Origin of the sequence: Streptomyces sp. NBC_01320, assembly GCF_035974375.1 — a bacterium.
Classification (GTDB): Bacteria; Actinomycetota; Actinomycetes; order Streptomycetales; family Streptomycetaceae; genus Streptomyces; species Streptomyces yanii.
Genome location: NZ_CP108390.1, coordinates 11670767 through 11690692 on the forward strand (window position 1 = coordinate 11670767; position 19926 = coordinate 11690692).

General features: G+C 68.6%; 8 protein-coding genes and 3 pseudogenes. 7 read left to right on the forward strand and 4 right to left on the reverse strand.

Going from position 1 to position 19926, the window contains the following annotated elements; genetic code table 11:
- Nucleotides 1–31 precede the first annotated feature (31 nt).
- The gene (locus tag OG395_RS54015; protein WP_442818494.1) at nt 32–2548 is read right to left on the reverse strand and encodes a transposase domain-containing protein; all 2517 of its coding nucleotides are present in this window, start codon (nt 2546–2548) and stop codon (nt 32–34) included.
- A gap of 351 nt (nt 2549–2899) precedes the next feature.
- On the opposite strand from OG395_RS54015, the gene OG395_RS54025 reads away from it, so the two are divergent.
- Nucleotides 2900–3718, forward strand: coding sequence for an alpha/beta fold hydrolase (locus OG395_RS54025; protein ID WP_327241229.1), 819 nt, complete (start codon nt 2900–2902; stop codon nt 3716–3718).
- Between the two features lie 1095 nt (nt 3719–4813).
- Here the strand turns inward: OG395_RS54025 and OG395_RS54030 are convergent.
- Nucleotides 4814–5635, reverse strand: a pseudogene (locus OG395_RS54030) (transcriptional regulator); the annotation flags it as partial.
- Nucleotides 5636–6041: 406 nt separating this feature from the next.
- Here OG395_RS54030 and OG395_RS54035 point away from each other — a divergent pair.
- The 3 genes and pseudogenes from OG395_RS54035 to OG395_RS54050 all read left to right on the forward strand — a co-directional run bounded on the left by OG395_RS54035 (nt 6042) and on the right by OG395_RS54050 (nt 8600).
- Nucleotides 6042–6521, forward strand: coding sequence for a hypothetical protein (locus OG395_RS54035; protein WP_327241228.1), 480 nt, complete (start codon nt 6042–6044; stop codon nt 6519–6521).
- Between the two features lie 5 nt (nt 6522–6526).
- Nucleotides 6527–8061, forward strand: a pseudogene (locus tag OG395_RS54045) (ISKra4 family transposase).
- Between the two features lie 143 nt (nt 8062–8204).
- Nucleotides 8205–8600: a zf-HC2 domain-containing protein gene (locus OG395_RS54050; RefSeq protein WP_327241225.1), complete on the forward strand. Its 396-nt coding sequence runs from the start codon at nt 8205–8207 to the stop codon at nt 8598–8600.
- A 592-nt stretch (nt 8601–9192) separates the two neighbouring features.
- On the opposite strand, the gene tnpA is transcribed toward OG395_RS54050, so the two are convergent.
- Nucleotides 9193–9621 (reverse strand): IS200/IS605 family transposase, encoded by a 429-nt coding sequence (gene tnpA / locus OG395_RS54060; protein ID WP_327241224.1) that lies wholly within the window; start codon nt 9619–9621, stop codon nt 9193–9195.
- A gap of 51 nt (nt 9622–9672) precedes the next feature.
- Here tnpA and OG395_RS54065 point away from each other — a divergent pair, with 51 nt between their 5' ends.
- A complete protein-coding gene (locus OG395_RS54065; RefSeq protein WP_327241223.1) occupies nt 9673–10872 on the forward strand; it encodes an RNA-guided endonuclease InsQ/TnpB family protein in 1200 nt (399 codons plus the stop codon).
- Between the two features lie 62 nt (nt 10873–10934).
- On the opposite strand, the gene OG395_RS54070 is transcribed toward OG395_RS54065, so the two are convergent.
- Nucleotides 10935–12575 carry an IS1182 family transposase gene (locus OG395_RS54070; protein ID WP_442818493.1) on the reverse strand — a complete coding sequence of 547 codons (1641 nt, stop codon included), beginning with the start codon at nt 12573–12575 and terminating at the stop codon, nt 10935–10937.
- 111 nt (nt 12576–12686) lie between these two features.
- On the opposite strand from OG395_RS54070, the pseudogene OG395_RS54075 reads away from it, so the two are divergent.
- Nucleotides 12687–13442, forward strand: a pseudogene (locus OG395_RS54075) (integrase core domain-containing protein); the annotation flags it as partial.
- Nucleotides 13443–13944: 502 nt separating this feature from the next.
- Nucleotides 13945–19755: a family 78 glycoside hydrolase catalytic domain gene (locus OG395_RS54080; RefSeq protein ID WP_327241221.1), complete on the forward strand. Its 5811-nt coding sequence runs from the start codon at nt 13945–13947 to the stop codon at nt 19753–19755.
- Nucleotides 19756–19926: the final 171 nt, after the last annotated feature.

Genomic DNA, 19926 nt, shown 5'->3' on the forward strand with positions numbered 1-19926 from the left:
GCGGACGGCCGGTCCGCCGCCGATCGCGCGCTCACTCCACCTCGGTCGGCGTCCCCGCCCCGCTTCGTTGCGCGGCACGGGCCGGCAGGGCCGTCGAGACGAAGGCCAGGAGCACGGCTGTCGCGATGACGGCAAGACACGGCACGAGTGGTGCGTACGGTGTCGCGGCGCCGGTCATGCCCAGGCTGTACGCGGTCAGGGTCGCGCAGGCCACCGCCGCTCCCAGAGCGATCGCGAGCAGGGTGACCGTGAGCGTCTCCCAGCGGAGCATCGCGCGCAGTTGGCGGCCGGTCGTGCCGATCATGCGCAGGAGAGCGAGCTCGCGGCGCCGGGCGGACGTCGACATCACGAGGGTGTTGACCACGGCGATCGCGGTGAAGGCGATCACGAGTCCCATCGCGATGTAGTTGACCTGGGCCTGCGCGCCTTCCTGGGTGCGGCGTGCCGCTGCCACGGCGGTGCGGTCCAGGACGTGGACCGTGGGGAAGGGACGCAGCGCGGTGGTGAGCGCCGACCGGCTCGGCGCCCCGGCCACCAGGACCGACGAGGACAGCGGCTGGTCGACATGCGCCGCCACCAACCGGTGCGGGAGCAGCAGATCGCCGAAGCCCAGCCCGCGTTCGTAGACGGCGGACACTTCGAGGTCCTTCTTGACTCCGTCGCCGAGTGTGAGGGGGATGTGGTCGCCGACCTGCGCGTGCCGGGTACGGGCCGCCAGTTCGCTGAGCGCCACCGTTCCGTCGCCCATTGCGGCGAGCGTGCCCGCGGTGACCTCCGGGTCGAGGGTCCGGGCCAGACCCGGTGAACTCACGCCCTGGGCGGGGAACTTGTCCTGCCCGATCCGCACCGTGGTGCGGACGACCTCCGTCACCGTCGTCCCCGGCACCCGCTCGCGCACGGCCTGTGCGGCCACGGTCGGGACACCGGGCTCCGAGGCGGTGAGGACGTAGGGGGCGCGTGTGCCGGACGCGGCCTGCTCGCCCGCCGAGTGACTCGACGTCGTCTGCGTGAACAGGATCGTCGAGGCCATCGCCACGGCCAGGCTCAACGGGGTGACCACGGCCGCGACACGCCGGGCGCCGGCACGGGTGTTCCGTGCGGCGAGAAATCCGGAGGCCGGGGAGATCCGCTGTGCGATCCCGCCCGTCACCCAGGTCGCGGACCGGGCGAGCGACGGGCCGAGCAGCGCGATCGCCGCGGCCGCGACGATCACCGACAGGAACGTCACCGGGGTGGCCGCCGCGTCGGTCTTCAGCCCGGACAGGACCACGACCAGGACGACGTACCCGACGGCGGCCAGGACACCCGCGACGACCCGGCCGGCGTGCGGCCGCTCCGAGCCGAGCGCCGCCGCGGCGAGCCCCTCCGTAGGGCGCATCCGGGCCGGCCCGCGGGCGGACACCCGCGCCGCACCCCACGCGGCGAGCAGCGTCGCGAGGAACGCGGCGACGGGCGGGAACGCGCTCACGGTGAGCTCCAGGGTGTCCGGCAGCGCCCCCACGGCCACGAACCGCCCGTGCATCCAGCGGGCCAGGAACAGCCCCGCGACCGCCCCGGGCGGCCCGGCCAGCAGCCCCACGACCAGTGCCTCGCGCCCCACCATGCGCCGCAGTTGGCGCGGCGTCGCGCCGACCGCCCGCAGCAGGGCCAGTTCCCGGGCCCGCTGCTGGATCGACAGTGCGAAGGTCCCGGCCACCACCAGCAGGGCGACGAGCAGCGACGTACCGCCCATCGCACCGCCCAGACTGATCAGGCTGACCCGCGCCTTGCCGGCGTCGATGAACTCGACGGGCCCGCGGTCGTCCCCCGACCGCACCTCCAGCGAGGGCGTGCCGGACACCGCCTCGAGAGCCCGGGCGCGTACGTCGCTCACCGTGGCGCCGGGGACCGTGAGCAGGCCGAGCGCGGAGACCTGCCCCGGGTGTCCGGCCAGGCGCCGCGCCTGCTCCGTGCTGAAGAACAGCGTCGACTGGCGGGCCAGGGCGTCACGGCCGGCCGGTGCGGCGATGCCGACGACCTCGTACACGGAGGGTGCGCCGGTCGACTGCACGGTCACCTTCGCGCCGGTGCGCAGCCCGCTGCTGGCGTCGGCCACGATCTCGTCCGCCCCGGTCGGCGCCCGGCCGTCGCGCAGCGCGAACGGCGTGAGCCGCGCCGACTCCCAGGCGTGGCCCCACGACGCCCCCTCGGCGAGCGGGCGGACAGCCAGCAGGTCGAACAGCTGTTGAAGAGGGGCAAATCCTATACGTCGTCGCAGGTCACGTAAGGCCTTCTCCGAAGGTCTGGGGACCGGGCCGCTCAGGCCGGTGACCAGCTTCTCCCAGACCAGTCTGGCTCCCAGATGCTCGAACAGCCCCAGTGCCAGGACGAAGTAGACCCCGACCCGGGACGGCAGGTCCCGCAACCGCCGCTCGCGCGTACGGGTCTCCTCCAGCACGGCATCGACCAACTCGAACGGCACAACCTGCGTCAACTCCCCGATGTGCCCCGGAGCAAAGACATCCACCGCGTCCGACGTACCAGCCCCGCCATACTCAGACACCTGCATCCCCCGGTTCAGAAAGATCTTGATAGATCTCCTCAACAGCACGACCCTCACTGCTATGCCGCACCCGTTGACACCCGCTGCGAGGCCCTAACTTCGTGGCATTGCATGATCACCCGGGGGTGGTGCGTTGATCACTTGAGGGTGCCTTCGTTTGTGGAGTAGTGGTCGGGGCAGAGGTGAACCAGCGACTGGGCGATACCCGGTTCCCATGCTGTACTCAGCTTTGAGGCGATCGGAGAGTGAGTGACCAGATGATCGAGCGTTCCCACCGCTCGGTGGCAGCGAGCCCGCCGTCCTGTGCCGATCCCGTCTTCGCCGAGGCGATGGATGCACGCCTGTGGAGGTGAGCGCGTGAGTTCTGAGGGGTTTCAGCACGTCAAAGTCGGCGACATCGATATTGCCTACGTTGAGTCCGGCCAGGGTGAACCGCTGGTTCTGTTGCATGGCGGGGAGAGCCATAGGGGACAGTTTGATGCCTTCCGCCCCCTGTTAGGCGCTGGAATCCTGGCCATCAGCTTCGACCAGCGTGACACCGGCGACACACTCAACGGGCCCGAGCCGTACGACATCGTTCGGCAAGCTGCTGACTGCGCCGACTTCCTTGCCGCGCTGGGATTTGAGCGCGCTCATGTTATGGGAGTGTCGTACGGCGGAGCGATCGGAATGCACCTGGCGATCCACTACCCCCAGCGGGTCGCGTCTCTCATACTGTCAGGCGCCACCCCGAGCTGGACCATGACCGAGAGCCTTGGTGACCGCATCGTCGCCATGGGGCCGGACGCGCGGGCGCAGTTCGTGCTGGACCTGCTCCTCACACCCGAGGGGCAGGCGAACGACCCGCAGCTCGTCGCCGACACCAAGCGCGCCCTGCGGGGGCGTCCCGTAGACGCCGACGCACGCCGCATGACAGCGATTCAGAACCACGACTGCACTGACCGGCTGCATGAAATCACGGCTCCTACTCTCGTGCTGCATGGCGCGGAGGACCCCATCGTCCGCGCTCAGGTCGCCGAACTCATGGCATCGGAGATCCCTGGCGCACGTCTGGTGATCCTGCCGCGTACTCGGCACGGCATCACCTTCGAGGCCCGTGAGCAGGCCGCACGCCTGGCGCGCGACTTCGTGCTGAGCCATGCCATGGGTACAGTCAGCACCGGAAACGGAGGCTGACAGGAGCGGTCACTGCGCGGTCGGACGTCGTTGCGGTTGGCGGAAGCCGAGTTGGCGCTGTATCGGCCTTGCGCGGCCTCCCGACGTGCCTCACGGAGCACGGACCACTCGGTGAAGGGGCGGATGACCCGGCGGCGGGCCGCCCGCAGGTGAGCCCCCAACCGTTACGGTCGTCGCCGAAGCGCGCACACGCCGTCCCTGGGCGGCACGCGAGCGGCTGACCGAGAAAGTGCCCCGCTCGCCGACCTCGTACGGGAGTAGAACCCGCCCGCGACCGATCGGCGTCAGTCGCGGGCGGGAGATCAGGGCCTGCGCTGCGGGTATGTTTGCGGCTGGGCCGAGACGGGCAGGGCGCATGGACGCTTGTGCACGTAGATCGTGATGCCGGGGCCCGACGCTCCGGGCACGTCGTACGGCTTCGACTCCTCGCGGGTCACGGGCTGGTGGCAGCGTTCGCACATCATCGGCGGGCCCCCTCCACGCACGGGTGAGGCGGACCGCGGTCGGGCAGGGCAAGCAGCGGCAGGCCGCGCACCCGTAGGTGTGGCGCACCAGGACTCGGTACGCATCGTCGCCGCGCGGGTGGCTGGGTTTCTTCAGGGTTGTCACTGGTGGCACTTCCAGCAGGTGGGGCAGCAGCGGGGGAACCATCCGGCCGCGGTGCCATGCGCGTCGACCGGGCGGGGCCCGAGGTCGTGCGCCGCGCCGATAGCCAGAGGGGCACCGCACCAGACGCAGTTCGCGCCGCGCTGCTGCGCGTCGGACAGTGTCACCGGATCAGGAAGATCAAGCAGAGGTGACGCGGCAGCGGATGGGGGCATGGCCGTCTCCATGTCGGTGACCGGCGCACAGCCACAGGAGACGATTGGCCAAGGCTGGGTTTGCCCCGCCAAGACGACGGCTCCTGCAGGGATGAGGCCGCGGGTGACGGCGCCGCAGGTCCAGCCGGCTTCGCCGTGGAGGCGAGCGATGCTCACCTGGCCGTCGACGAGCACAGGGGTGGTCATGGGGCCCCTCGTCTCTACCTGTGTGGTGCGGACAGATAGATCGTGGGGCCTGGGAAGGGGCGCAACTGCTACTGCTTGTAGCAGTTCGTCAAACGGCGCCGATCCACTGGGCGAAGTGCGACAGGCTCTCGGCGCCGGCTCGGTGGAAGCGTCGCAGATCCCTGGCGACCTCGCGCGCCCACGGGTGCTCGCGGGTGTGCTGCGGCGCCGCCGCGCGGGCCACCTTGAGGCTCTCGAAAGCGTCCGCGGGGAGACCTGCCCAGTTCTGCGCGCGGGCGAGCTCGATGTAAAAACCGCTGCGGCGCTCGGCTGGCAGATCGGCAGGAGGCTTCCACTCGGTAGCCACGCGAAGGGCGCGGTCGACGTGCTCACGGCCGAGGCTGACGGCGACGGAGACTTCGTGGATGCGGACAGAGTCAGGGCCGAACGTCGTGCCAAGGTAGATGCCTTCGCGCGCGACCTGGTCACCGAGCTGGTGGGCATGCTTCAGGTGGGTATCGGCGGAGTCGGCGTTGCCCGCACGTCCGGCAATGACGGCGGCCCGCATGTGGAGAGCGCCGCGTGCGGCGGCTTTTGTGCGGGAGGTAGATGCGGGGGCGGCTTCGATCGCCTGCTCCAGTGCGGCGAGGCCGACGGTGTGGGCGCGGGCTGCGAAAAAGATCTCGGTCCGTACGTATGCCGTGGCGGCCTGAACGAGAGGATCGGTGGAGCGGTCGGCTGCCCAGCGCATCAGGTCGAGTAGCCGGGCGGACAGGTCGTGGGCGCCGTACTTGAACGCGATCGCGTCGCCGCTGCGGGCGGCGGAAACCAGCGATCGGAGGGCTTCCTGGTGGTCGGCGGTGCGCGCGGTGTGGACGTCGCGGACGGCGTCAGAGAGGAGATTGGGGATGGAGGTCGCGATTCGCCCGTACTACGCGGCAAGTGATGATCTGCGGGTTTTTGTCGGTGGTGGTTCGGCATCATGATGTCAGTGCAGTAGGTATCGGGCTTTTGCTGTTCAGTCTGTTGTCGTGGGTGACTCGACCGCTGTCATGGGTGCCGATCTAGTGCTGACGTTTTTGGTGATGATGCGGGTCAGTTGATTGCCGATCGGTACAGCACGGCGTGTGTTGTCGCTGGTCAGGTCCGTGGTGGCAAGGGCTGCTGTCCTGTCGCAGTGCAGCTGGCGGATTCTCACTTGGGTGCAGATCTTCTGAGGGTGCCTCGGTGGGGTGATTCGCAGAGGTTCGGGATGTGGCCGGTCGTGCCGACTTCTACCGTCGCCGAGGTCGAGCCCGCCTTGAGGCGTGCGGGTGCTGAGCGAGGGTGGGTGTGGTGTGCCGTCGTTGATGGAGGCGTTGGAGGCCAGGCGAGCTGAGGTGCTGGGCCAGGCCGAGCGGCTTCGTGAACAGATCGCTGGCCTGTCCGAGGAGTTGTCGCGGGTCGAGGAGCGGCTGACGCGGTTGCAGATCGCGCGGGAGACGGTGGAGGAGGTGCTGGCCGCGCCGTCCTCGTCGGTGCCGGGCACGGACGCCACGGGTGGGGGTGCCGGCGGAGTCGCCGTGGCGCTGGTGGAGGCCGAGGCAGAGCTGGACGTGACGGTGATGTCGCCGGAGTACCGGGCGATCATCGCCTTGTTCGCGACCTCGGGAGCGGCGATGCGCTGCAAAGAGGTCTGCCAGCACCTGGGGCTGGGAACCGAGCCGCGACATGTCGAGGGGATGCGCTCGAAGCTGAAGAGGCTCGTGGAGCGCGGGATCCTGGCCGAGCCTTCGTCCGGGCTGTTCAAGGTCGACGGCAGGAAGCAGGGGTGGTGAGCACGGTGGGGCCAGCCCAGGGTGCGCTCGCGGAGTGTGAGGACGCCTTCGCCGCCTCGGCAGGTCTGTTCGCCGCGGCGTGCGCGGCGCTGGCGGCCCCCAAGGCGGCGGTGATGACGCACGCGCAGTTGGAGGACCTGCTGGGAGCGCGGATGCGCGAGGTCACCCGGCAGTTGTTCCAGGACCACCTGACCCTGCGGGCCAGGGACGAGGTGCGTCGGCAGGAGGTCGTGGACGCCGCCGGTGTCGAGCGCTCCCGGATCGAGCGGGACCGACACCGGACGCTGGCCACGGTGTTCGGCAGGTCACCGTGGCCCGGATCGCCTACCGCGGCACCGGCGTGGCGGACCTGCACCCGACCGATGCGCTGCTGAACCTGCCGGACGGGATGCACTCGCACGGGCTGGCCAGGCTCGCCGCGATCGAGTCCTCCCGCGGCAGCTTCGCCGACGCCTGCGAGCGGATCAACGCCCACACCGGCTCCGGCATCGGGCACCGACAGGTCCAGGAACTCGCTGTCAGTGCCGCAGCGGACATCGACGCGTTCTACGACGCCCTGGTGCCCGCTCCCTGCACCGACACCACGCCACTGATCTTGTCGGTCGACGGCAAGGGCGTGGTGATAAGACCCGAAGCGCTGCGCGAGGACACCGCCAAGGCCGCGGCCGCCAAAGGTGGCAACGCGATGAAGACCCGGCTGGCGTCCGGGGAGAAACACGGCAGGAAACGGATGGACACCCTGGGAGCCGTCTACGATGCCGAACCCGCGCCGCGCACAGTCGACGACATCATCGCCGACTCCGACCAGCAAGACGACCCCGGCCACGACGCGGCGCCCGAGCGCCGCCAGGGGCCGAAGGCCCGGTCGAAGTGGTTGTGCGGCCCGGTGACCGACACCGCCGCGCAGGTGGTGGCCGCCGTGTTCGATCAGGCGGAGCACCGCGACCCCGGCCACCGCCGTCCATGGGTCGTCCTGGTCGACGGGGCCCGCCATCAGATCGACCTCATCAAGGCCGAAGCACAGCAGCGCGGCGTGGACGTCCGCATCATCGTCGACCTGATCCACGTGCTCGAATATCTGTGGCGAGCGTCGTGGCGCCTGCACGACAGCGGCGATGCCTCCGCCGAGAACTGGGTCACCCGTCACGCCCGAGTCCTGTTGGGCGGCGGCGTGCAGCAGTCCGCCGCCGCACTCGAGGAAGCCGCCCGCGCCGCCGGACTGCGTGGCGCCCAGCGCAAGGGCATCGACGAGGCCGTGAACTACCTGGCCGGCAAGGCCGAGCACCTGCGCTACGACACCGCCCTGGAACGCGGCTGGCCGATCGCCACCGGAACCATCGAGGGAGCATGTCGGCACCTGGTCAAAGACCGCCTGGACATCACCGGCGCCCGCTGGGGCCTGTCCGGAGCTGAAGCCGTGCTCAAGCTGCGTGCCGTCCGCGCCAACGGCGACTTCGACGCCTACTGGACGTGGCACCAGCAGCAGGAGTTCATCCGCAACCACCAGACGCGCCGCGACCATGTCATACCCACCACCTGATCGACAGCACCCTCATTGGATCTGCACCCATCCGTGTTCCGCCCCGGCCGTAGGCTGGCGCGGTGGATACTGCGGCCGTGGTAGCCGTAAGTCGCTGCGCGGGGACGACGCGCGGGGGGCCGTTCCTGGGAGATGGTGAGACCATGAACGGAGGTTTCGCCATGATCGGAGCCCACTGCCTGACCACGGAGTACGGCGACGAGGCAGCCGTCGGGGAATGCCGCAGGTTCTGTGAACTGCTGGCCGGATACGCGCTCAAGACTCTCGCACCCGATGAGGCGAGCGCGGTGGGGTCTCACCTGGCAACCTGCGACACATGCCGGGACGAGCATGACTGCCTCGCAGCCGTGGCGGCACATCTGTCCCTTCTCCGCGACGCCCTGGCCTGCGGCAGAGGCCAAAATCGGCGGATGTGCGCGGTCACCCGGGCCGAATGCGGCCACGCCTCGCCCCGTCGCCGCAGCCCGGACCGGGCGGCCCTGCCCATGCAGATCACACTGTCCCAATGGGTCAGCAAGACCACGACGTACTTCGGGTGAGCGGATCTCGTGGAAGCGACGACGTTGCGCCTGCCGATAGCCTCATCCGCGCCGGTGGGAGCCGGTGTGCACGGTGTAGGCGATGTCCACGGCGGTCGCTTGAGCCAGTGCCCTCGCGTGGGTTGTTGATCACCACGGCATGATGATCGACCATGCTGCTTCGACTGGCGTACCGGGCATGGCGAACGCGTTCGCCCTGCTGCGCCTGCTACCGATGAGCGATCGAGAGAAGGACGCGGAGATCCTCGCCCTGCGCCATCAGATCACGGTCCTGGAACGCCAACTGGGCGAGAAGAGGGTGCGGTTCACCCTGAGCGATCGGGCATTCCTGGCGGCGCTACTGCACCGACTCCCGAGGGATGTGCTCCGCAGAGTGCGGCTGCTGGTACGCCCGGACACGCTACTGCGCTGGCATCGCGACCTTCTCGCACGCCGCCACGGCGCCGCCTCCCGCCCCAAGCGCCCAGGACGACCGCGGACCGTGCACTCCATCCCTGATCTTGCGTGGGTATCCCCGGCTTCAGTCGGGGAGGGAAACGCATCCATGGTCCGGAGGCGCGAGGCGCCGGAGTTCGCTGTGCCTGGGGGATGGTCAGGCAGGCCGCTTCTGCTCTTCGATGTACTGGCGGATCATGGTCAGCGGTGCTCCGCCGCAGGATCCCGCGAAGTAGGAGCGGGACCAGAACACCGGCCCCATGCCGATCCGGTTGATTCGCCCGGTGTACTCCGCTGGCAGGTACCTGGAGCTGACGCCCTTGAGGCTGTTGATCAGCTTCGACAGGGTGACCTTCGGCGGGTAGTGCACCAGCAGGTGCACGTGGTCGGCTTCGCCGTTGAACTCCCGCAGCTCCGCCTCGAACGTGCCGCAGACCTCGCGCATGATCTCCTCGCACCGCTTCAGCATGTCGTCATCGAACACGCCGCGCCGGTACCTGGTGACGAACACCAAGTGGGCATGGAGGTGGGAGGCGACGTGGCGACCGGTACGAATATCGGGGTTTGGTTCCCATCGTGGTGACATACGCCAAGCGTAGTATGATCTCCGAAGCGGGCCAGGAAGGGGGTGGGCCGGATGATCCGTGCGTACAAGTTCCTCATGCGGCCCACCGTGGGCCAGCAGGGCGCGCTCGCCGAGATGCTGCGGGATCACTGCTCGCTCTACAACGGCGCGTTGCAAGAACGCCGCGATGCCTACCGGCACAGCTCGAAGACGACGGTCCGGTACGGGCAGCAGTCCGCCCAGCTCAAGGACATCCGGGCCTTCGACCCGGAACGTCAGGGACGTTGGTCGTTCTCTTCTCAGCAGGCGACGTTGCGACGGCTGGACAAGGCGTTCACCGGTTTCTTCCGTCGGGTCAAGGCCGCAGAGGCACCGGGGTATCCGCGCTTTCGTTCGGGCAAGCGGTTCGACACCGTGGACTTCCCGAAGGACGGCGACGGCTGCCGCTGGGATGCCACCCCGCACGACCCCGTCACCCGCGTCCGCCTCCAGGGCGTCGGGCACGTCAAGGTGCACCAGCACCGGCCGGTGGCCGGGAAGGTCAAGACGATCAGCGTCAAGCGCGAAGGGCGGCGCTGGTACGTCATCCTCACCGCCGACCAGGAACAGCCCGAGCCCCTACCGGCGACCGGCAGCATGGTCGGCATCGACCTGGGCATAGCGAACTTCCTCGCCGACTCCCACGGCGAGTTCGTGCCCAACCCCCGGCACGGGGCGAAGGCCGCCGCGAAGCTCGAAGCCGCGCAGCAGGCCCTCGCCCGGTGCAAGCGCGGCTCGAAGCGCCGACGCAAGGCCGTGGAGGTTGTGGCGCGGCTGCACCGCAAGGTCCGCCGTCAGCGCCTGGACCACGCGCACAAGACCGCGCTGAACCTGGTGCGTGACCACGATTTCATCGCGCACGAAGACCTCAGGATCCGCAACATGAGCAAGGTCCCGGCTCCGAAGCCGGACCCCGCCACGCCGGGCAGCTTCCTGCCCAACGGGGCCGTCGCCAAGGCCGGGCTGAACCGTTCGATCGCTGATGCCGGATGGGGGGTGTTCCTGACGATCCTCACCGCCAAGGCAGAATGCGCCGGACGGGAAGTGATGGCCGTGGACCCCCGCAACACCTCCCGGCGGTGCCCCGTATGCGGGCACACCGCCAAGGAGAACCGGCCCACACAACAGAAGTTCCGCTGCGTCTCGTGCGGCCACCAGGCACACGCGGACACGGTGGGCGCCCTGAACGTTCTACGGGCCGGGCTGGTCCGTCGCGAAGCCCAACCGGCCTAGCGAGAAGCCCCCACCTTCAGGACTCCGTTGGGGAATCCGCAAACTGGCTGTCGTGATCATGGTTAGGCGGCGAGTTCGAGGCGGGCCAGGTGTGAGGTTCTGGTCTGGCCGAGCGGGGTGCCGGTGAGCCAGGCGTCGAGTCGGATGATGTTGATCGCGGTGGCGGCGAACACGTTGCCGAGGTGCGTCTTGGGTAGACCGGTGCAGCGCGTGCGGCGGACGGTTTGGGAGATGGTGCCTTCGACACCTGCGCGGACGTCGTAGCGCTTCTTCCACTCCTCGGTCTGCTGTTCCCGGCGGCGCTGGGCCAGGACTTCTTGCTGCTCGCGGGGCAGGAGGGTCAGGCTGCGTCCCCACTTGCCGTTGGTGGCCGTGGTGCACCTGGCCCGCAGCGGACAGGCCGCGCAGTCGGTGACGGCGAAATGGATGCGGGCCAGCGGGGTACCACTGGCCTTGCGCTGGTCGGACCAGCTGACGCTGGTCGCGCCCCGGGGACAGGTGACCTGTCGGCGATCCCAGTCGATGGTGAAGGCGCTCTGGGCGAAGTGCTCTTCGCCTGACCGGTCATGGCAGGTGTCGAGTCCGACCGGGCTCAGCAGGTCGACGCCGTGGTCGTCGCGGGCGGTGACGATGTGGGCGGCGGTGACGTAGCCGGCATCCACCGCGTGCTCGTCCGGCGTCAACTCCCTTGTCGCCAGGCCCTGGTGGATGGAATCGGTCAGCTCGGTGTCTGTGACCGTGGCGTCGGTGGTGGCCACGTGGGTGATCAGGTGCGGGGCGTCGGGCTCACAGGTCTCGCTCAGGTGGGTCTTGTAGCCGCACCAGCCGGAGCCGCGCTTGGTCCCGTAGCGGGCATCGAGGTCGTAGGGCGAGGACAGGCGTTCTCTGCTCGGCGGGAGGTCCCTGCCCTCCCGCCAGCGCACCCCCTTCCCGTCGCGGTGGTACTGCTCGCCCCAGGCACGGCGCAGGACCTGGACGGCGGGGACCTCGCGCAGCCACGTCGGCGCCCCCGGCGCGTCGACGGTGTCCAGCACCGTGAACCCGTCCTGGCCGACCTGCTCGGCCCACTCCCGGCGCACGTTGTCGCCCTTGGGGAAGCGGTAGGAGTCGATCCGCGCGCCATAACGCTTGACCCAGCCGGCCGTGGCCAGCGTGGACAGCCACGCGGGGGCCGCTGCTGCCAGGGCCTCCAGGGCCGCGCGCAGGGTCTCGCCGACGAACTCCATCCGGTTCAGTGTCCGCACGGCGGCCAGGACATGGGTGGAGTCGGTGCGCTGACGGCCACCCGCGCGCAGCAGTCCGAGTGCGGAGATCCGCTCAAGGACCAGGTCCAGGACCTTCTCCTCCAGCCCGTGCTCGATCAGCCGGGCACGGAAGTCGCCCAGGACGGAGAAGTCGAACCCCGGGTCGTCCAGCTCCAGGCCCAGGAGGAACTTCCAGTCCATCCGGGCCCTCACCTGGTCGGCGGCCTGCCGGTCGGTGAGCCCCTCCGCATACTGCAGCACCGACACCAACGCCAACGCCCCGGGCGAGACCGCCGGCCGCCCCCGCTTCGGGAACGCCTCGGCGAAGGACTCGTCCTCGAACAGCGGACCGAGCGCCTCCCGGACCCGGACCGCCAGCACCCCCTTCGGGAACGACGCCCGCACCACCCGCGCCGTCAGCTCCGGCACCCCGCGATCAACCCGCGGCTCCAACGACATCCAGTCCCCGCCCTCGATCGATGAACAGGACGATCATGGCAGTCCAGGCAGCTCGTCATCACCGGTTTGCGGATTCCCCAACGGAGTCCTGAAGGTGGGGGAGGAGTCACCCGGGCCCTGGTATTGCGCCTGGCGAACGAGAACCCCAGTTGGGGCTACAGGAGGGTGCATGGCGAGCTGCTCGTGCTGGGGGTGAAGGTGGCCGCGTCCACCGTCTGGGAGATCTTGAAGGAGGCCGGGACCGATCCCGCGCCCCAGCGCTCCTCCAGCACCTGGGCCGACTTCCTGCGCTCACAGGCAGACGCCCTGCTCGCATGCGACTTTCTCGAGACGGTCACCCTGTCCGGGGCGCGGCTGTACGTCTTCGCCGTTATCGAGCACACCAACCGACGGATCCGGATCCTGGGCGCCACCGCGCACCCGACCGCCTCCTGGGTGGCGCAAGCCGCGAAGAATCTCGTCATGGACCTTAAGGACGCCGGCTGCCGGGCCCGGTTCCTGATCCGGGACAGGGATGGCAAGTTCCCGGCCCTGTTCGACGCGATCCTCAAGGACGCGGGGATCGAGACCGTGCTCAGCGCTGTCCGGACGCCGAGGATGAACTCGATCACGGAAAGATGGGTGCAGACCTGCCGACGCGAGCTCCTAGACCGCACCTTGATCTGGAACCAGCGCCATCTGCTGCATGCCCTGCGCGAGTTCGAGCAGTTCTACAACTCCCACCGCCCACACCAGGGCATCGCGAACACTCGACCGCTACGCCCCTTGCCCACACCGATTGCCAATCCGGACGAGATAGCCCGCCTCGACATACGCCGACGTGAACGCCTCGGCGGCATCCTGAATGAGTACCAGCATGCGGCGTGAGCAGCATGGATGGGGTTTCCGGCAAGCGCAGGCGCGGTCGCCTGACTTGGCTCCGGCCGGCGGATCGACCGCAGGGCCATGTACGCCGAACCACCGCCCGTTTCGCCGCCCTGGGGATCAACTTCGACCCGCGTCGTCCGGCGCGCGGCTGGGCGCGCGCCCGAGGCGCCGGCACGCGAACTCGACACCAGCGAGCGGGCCCTGCGCCGCAGGTTTGCGGGCCCTGTGAGACCTCCTCGACGTGGGACGCCGATCGAGGCGGTCGTCTGGGCGGTTCGCGGTGAGCTCAGCTGAGATCGCCGCCACGGCTTGACAATGTGTCGTTTCAATCAACGGTAGGCGTGGGCTCGATGGCGTGGTTGCGCACCTGGGCGCAATCAAGTGCGGTGGCCGATGTTTGTCCAAACCCTTGACATGTGACGGCTGCCACATCATTTTTGGAACGTTTCACCTCGCAGTGGGAACCGCGAGGGCCCCCTCTTGCCACGAAAGGCCCGTCGGCATGACGCCTGCCAGACCAGTTGCCGCACTCCCTGTCCCACCCGCCGCCCCAGTGGGGCGCCGGTTCTTCGCGCTGCTTGCGGCCCTCGTCATGGTGACCGTCGCCTTCCTGGTCGCGGACCCGGCGGCCGGTGCAACGAAGGGGAACGGCCTCGCGGTCGGCGCTCTCCAGACGAACGCCCGGACCGACCCGCTCGGCATCGCGGGCAACGCCCCGACGTTCAGTTGGAAGTCGACGTCGGGCGCCCGTGGCGTGGTGCAGAGCGCGTACGAGGTCCGGGTCGGCACGAGCGCAGCCGCCGACGACGTGTGGTCCTCGGGGAAGGTCGAGTCGAGCGACCAGCTCGACGTGCGTTACGCCGGGCCGGACTTGGCCTCGCAGACCCGCTACTACTGGCAGGCCAGGGTCTGGGACGGCGACGACCAGGCCGGCGACTGGAGCGCTCCGAGCTGGTTCGAGACCGGCATCCTGGACGCCGCCGAGTGGACCGGCGACTGGATCGGCAAGTCCGCCGGCGGCGAGATGGACAAGTGGACCGACTACACCACAGACGTCGACTTCACCCTCGACAACCTGGCGTTGGGCGTCTACCTGCGCGCGTCGGACACCGGGAACGCGTACATGTGGCAGGTCAGCACCGCCGACGGGACCGCAGTCCCGAAGTTCCGGCCGCACAAGAAGGTCAACGGCGGCTACTCCCTGCTCGGGAACATCCCGATCACGACCCTGACATCCGCCCAACTGCTCACCGGCACACACCGCCTGTCGATCACCGTCGACGGCCCCACGATCACCACGAGGCTCGATGGCGCCGAGATCGACAGCCGCACCGATGCCACGTTCGCCAAGGGCTTCATCGGTTTCCGCCAGGACCTCGCCAACGAGGGACCCGAGACAGCGCACATCCACGCGGTCAAGGTCACCTCGAAGGCCGGCGACGTGCTGTTCCGGACCGACTTCTCCGGGCCCACCGACCCGTTCACCGGCGGCACCCTGACGCCGGACGGCCTGCTCGTGGAGAAGAAGCTCGACGCGATCCTGCGGACCAGCGACAGCAATCTGCCGCTTCTGCGCAAGGAGTTCACCACCGACCCCGACAAGACGGTCGCCCGGGCCAGGGTGTACGCCTCCGCGCACGGCACCTACGAGCTGGAGCTCAACGGCAAGAAGGTCGGCGACCAGTTTCTGGCCCCTGGCGACACCGACTACAGGAAGCGCATCCAGTACCAGACCTATGACGTCACCGATCAGCTTGCCAACGGCCGGAACGCGATCGGCGCGGAGCTCGGTGACGGCTGGTGGGCCGGCAAGGTCGGCATGTGGGGCCCCGGCATGTTCGGCAACTCGGTCGGCCTGATCGCGCAGGTGCGCATCGACTACACCGACGGCACCCATCAGGTCATCAAGACCGACGGCACGTGGAAGAGCCACTCGGGTCCATACGTGGCTGCCGACAACATCGACGGTGAGACGTATGACGCAGGGGCCGAACAGCCCGGCTGGGACCGCCCCGCCTACGACGACGCGGCGTGGAACCCTGCCACAGTCGGCGCCTCCGACACCGCCAAGCTGGTGCCGCAGCCCGATGAGCCCGTGCGCGCGACCGGCGAGCTTCCGGCACTCACCAGGACCAGTCCTTCCGCCGACACTTACGTCTACGACCTCGGCCAGAACATGGTCGGCGTCGCCCGGATGCGCCTGCAGGGCGTCACGGGACAGACCGTCAAGATCCGCTACGGCGAGGTCCTCAACAAGGACGGGAGCCTCTACACCGCCAACCTCCGCGCGGCCAAGGTCACCGACTACTACACGTTCAGCACGAGCGGCACGGTCGTCTACGAACCGAAGTTCACGCAGCACGGCTACCGCTACCTCGAGATCTCGAATGTCACGAGCGCACCCGAACTCGGCGATGTCACCGGCGTCGTCTGGGGTTCCGATCTCAAGGCGACCGGAACGCTGACGACCTCCAACGCGATGCTCAACCAGCTCCAGAGCAACATCTCGTGGGGACAGCGCGGCAACTTCCTGTCGATCCCGACCGACACCCCGGCCCGTGACGAGCGCCTCGGCTGGACCGGCGACATCAACGTCTTCTCGCCGACCGCGAGTTACCTGCGCGACACCCGCGCGTTCCTCGGCAAGTGGACGACCGACCTGCGTGACTCCGCCTATAGCAATGGCAACTACCCGGGCATCGCTCCATCGGTGCCGACGATCGACATGGGCAGTGGCCTCGGTTGGTCCGACTCGGCGGTCACGGTGCCGTACGCGGTGTGGCACGCGCAGGGTGACAACGCCATCGTGCGGGCCAACTACGCGTCGATGAAGAAGTTCCTCGGCTTCGTGAAGAACGGCGCGGGCGACGACCTCATCGACTCGGCGCGTGGCAACTGGAACGACTGGCTCAACCTCGACGACAACACCGGCACCGATGTCCTCGGCACCGCGTACTACGCCGAAGACGCGCGCATGCTTTCGGAGATGGCGAAGGCGATCGGTGAGGACGCCGACTCGGCGACCTATGCGAAGCTCTCAGCCGATGTGCGCGATGCCTTCACGTCGAAGCTCGTGGCGGCCGACGGCACGGTCCAAGGCGGGAGCCAGACGGCATACGCCATGGCGCTCGGCATGAATCTCGTGACCGATCCGGCGCTGCGCGAGAAGGTCGGCGAGAAGTTCGTCGCCAAGCTCAAGACCAGCGACTACCACCTCACGACCGGGTTCCTCGGAACACCGTGGCTTCTGCCGGCGCTCAGCAGCATCGGGCGGTCCGACCTGGCCTACACGATGATCCTCAAGAAGGACTACCCGTCGTGGGGCTACGAGATCGAGCACGGTGCCACCACGATGTGGGAACGCTGGAACTCGATCAACCCCGATGGCAGTTTCGGCGATGTCAGCATGAACTCCTTCAACCACTACGCCTATGGCGCGGTCGGTGACTGGATGTATCAGAACATCGGCGGCATCTCGGCGACCAAGGCCGGCTACAAGGAGTCGAAGATCGCCCCGGCCATGGGCGGCGACCTGACCAGCGGCCATGGAACCTACGAATCCGTGTACGGGACGATCGGCTCGAACTGGAAGAAGACCGATCAGGGAATGTCCCTGGACATCACGGTCCCGGTCAACACGACCTCGAGAGTCAGCATCCCGGCCCGAAACATCGAGGCCGTGACCGAGGGCGGCACGCCGATCACGAAGGCCGATGGTGTCAGCGATGTATCGGTCGGCAAGGGCGTCGTGACGTTCACCGTCGGCTCGGGTTCGTACTCGATCCACTCCGACACCAAGCGCGCCCTGTTCGGCGACATCGTCTCTGAAATCCACAAGACCGACGACCATGCCGGCGACCTGGCAACAGCGGGTGACCTCGGTGCGGCGAGCCGCACCCACATCGGTGGGGCACTCGACACCGCGAGCGGCAAGGTCGAGGATGCCCTCGCGGCGGACGTCGCAGGCGATTCGGGTCAGGCATCGCAGCGGCTGAGCGACGGCGTGGCGACCATCCGTACCCTCAAGACCTGGCTGGCCGACTCGTCGGTCGACGGACCGGTCAAGAACGACCTGACGACCCGTCTGGAGTCGATCGAGGCGCTGTTCGGCAAGGCGGTCGCCGCGAGTCTCGGAATCTCGGTGATTGTCCCGCCCGTCGCCGAGCCGGGGCTGCCCGGAGCGAGCGTCCCCGGAACGATCGGGATTGCGAATGCCGGTGATGTCGCGATCAGCGATCTGAAGGCCGTCGTGACGGTCGACGACTGGAATGTCGACCCGACCAGCTCGACCAAGGACACGGTCGGAGCGGGCGACAGCGCACAACTGCCGTTCACGGTCAGTGTGCCGAAACACCAGAAGCCCGGCACGTATGACGCCTCGGTCAAGCTGACCTTCACCAGCCAGTACGGGACGTTCACCCTGAACGACTCGACGCCGTGGGTCTCGGTGACGTCGGGCGTTGACATCACCACCGTGACGTCGGCCAACCCGGTCGACGGCTCCGACGAGAAGGCCACTCTGACCGCGACGGTCAAGAACAACAGCCGCTCCGCCGTGTCGGGCCAGGTCACGGCGGTCCTGCCGGAAGGGTGGAAGACCCCGCCCGCCTCCGACCGGGTCACGATCGAGCCCGGGGCGACCAAGGTCGTCGTACTCCCGCTGTTCCCCGGACTCGAGACCGTCGCGGGTGACCAGGACGCCGAGGTCGACTTCGTCGATGAGGGTGCGATGCTCGCCAGCAAGAACGCGACGATCAGGGTCAACCTCGCGGTACCGCCGACGCAGGATGTCCTCGACTACGTCGACTTCGGCAACGCGGCTTCGGAGAATGCCCACGCAATCATGGCCGCACCGGCCAGCGGGACGAACATCGAAGCCGGCCTCGACCGACGCTATGCGAACTCGGCCAACCCGGGCTCGTGGTACTCGGCCGTGGTGCATGTGACGCCGGGTAAGCCTTTCATGCTCCGCAACCGGGAGACGTTCGACGGCGCCAGGACGAAGAAGTACAACATCTACGTCGACGACACCCTGGTGAAGACGTACATGCTGAAGCGCACCGAGACCGGTATGGGCACGAAGACCTATCAGACGGTCATCGATGATCCCGCCGCGATCGACAACGACGGCACCGTACGGATCAAGTACGAGTTCCCGCTCGATGCCTCGGGCTACTTCGACCCGTCGATCGCTGACAGCTGGGTGCTGCCGGTGTCCGACGACAGCCTGGCTCCGCTGGCCTCCGCGACGGTGACCAGTGCCGCCGCGCCTGGCGACAACGGCTGGTACCGGGGTGACGCCTCCGTGGCCGTCACCGCCGTCGACAACCGGGACACCGCTCCCTCGGTCGAGGTCGGCCAGTCCGCCGGTTGGCAGGCGTACGTCGCTCCGGTCATGGTCAGCGGTGACGGCAAGCACTCGGTCTACTACCGGGCGAAGGACACGGCCGGCAACTCCACCGGTCAGCGGACTGCGCAAATATGGATCGACGGGACCGCTCCCGTCACCCAGCTCGCGGTCACCCGCGGGCCCGGGACGGCGGAGGCAGACCGGGCCACGGTCGGCTTCACCGCCCAGGACACGCTCAGCGGCGTCGCGACGACGACCTACCGGATCGACGGGAGCGCCTGGAAGGTGCTGGCCGGCGAGACTCCCGCGGTCGAGGGCTTCGGCCGGCACACGGTCGACTTCTTCTCCACCGACGTGGCCGGAAACCCGGAGCCGGTGCACTCGGTGGCCGTCGACCTGGCGGACGTGGACACCATCAAGGCCCTGGTCGCTCCCCAGATCGCCGGGACACCGAAGTACGGCTCGGCGCTGACCGCGACCACGGGTTCGTGGAACACCAAGGGCCTGTCGTTCGCCTACCAGTGGCGCCGCGACGGGCATCCGATCAGCGCCGCGAACGCCTCGACCTACCGGCTGGTCCGGGCCGACATGGGGCATCGGCTGTCGGTGACGGTGACCGCGTCCAAGGCCGGAAAGGCTCCGGCGTCGTCGACCTCGGCCGAGACCGCCAGGGTGACCGCGGCGAAGTCTCAGGTCGTCGTCGGCCTCTCCGCGACGTCGGTGAAGAAGAAGCAGTCGGTGACGCTCACGGTCACGGTCTCGACCACGGCGGGCACACCGGGCGGGAGCGTGCTGGTCTACGAGAACGGGCACCGGGTCAAGACCCTCACACTCTCGGCCGGCGGCACGGCCTCGACTGCGCTGACGATGAATCAACGGGGCCTGCGCACCCTGAAGGTGGTCTACGCCGGCGGCGCGTCGGTCGAGGGATCCTCCTCCCAGGTGCACGTTCGCGTGCTCTGATCCACGAGCCCCGCCCGATCCACCGCCAACCGCCAACCGACAGCCGAGCCGAGGAGCCCCCGTGAAGATCGCCCTGCGCGCCCGGCTTGTCACCTTCACTCTGGCAGCGGCCTTCGTCGCTGCCGTCGCCACCGCCCTCAACGGCCGCCCCCGCAAAACCCTTGGCTGGAG

What these genes read in the sequence shown, in the direction of transcription:
- OG395_RS54015 (WP_442818494.1), bottom strand. Translation starts at nt 2,548, where the DNA reads ATGCAGGTGTCTGAGTATGGCGGGGCTGGTACGTCGGACGCGGTGGAT.
- OG395_RS54050 (WP_327241225.1), top strand. Translation starts at nt 8,205, where the DNA reads ATGAACGGAGGTTTCGCCATGATCGGAGCCCACTGCCTGACCACGGAG.
- tnpA (WP_327241224.1), bottom strand. Translation starts at nt 9,621, where the DNA reads ATGTCACCACGATGGGAACCAAACCCCGATATTCGTACCGGTCGCCAC.
- OG395_RS54065 (WP_327241223.1), top strand. Translation starts at nt 9,673, where the DNA reads ATGATCCGTGCGTACAAGTTCCTCATGCGGCCCACCGTGGGCCAGCAG.
- OG395_RS54070 (WP_442818493.1), bottom strand. Translation starts at nt 12,575, where the DNA reads ATGTCGTTGGAGCCGCGGGTTGATCGCGGGGTGCCGGAGCTGACGGCG.
- OG395_RS54080 (WP_327241221.1), top strand. Translation starts at nt 13,945, where the DNA reads ATGACGCCTGCCAGACCAGTTGCCGCACTCCCTGTCCCACCCGCCGCC.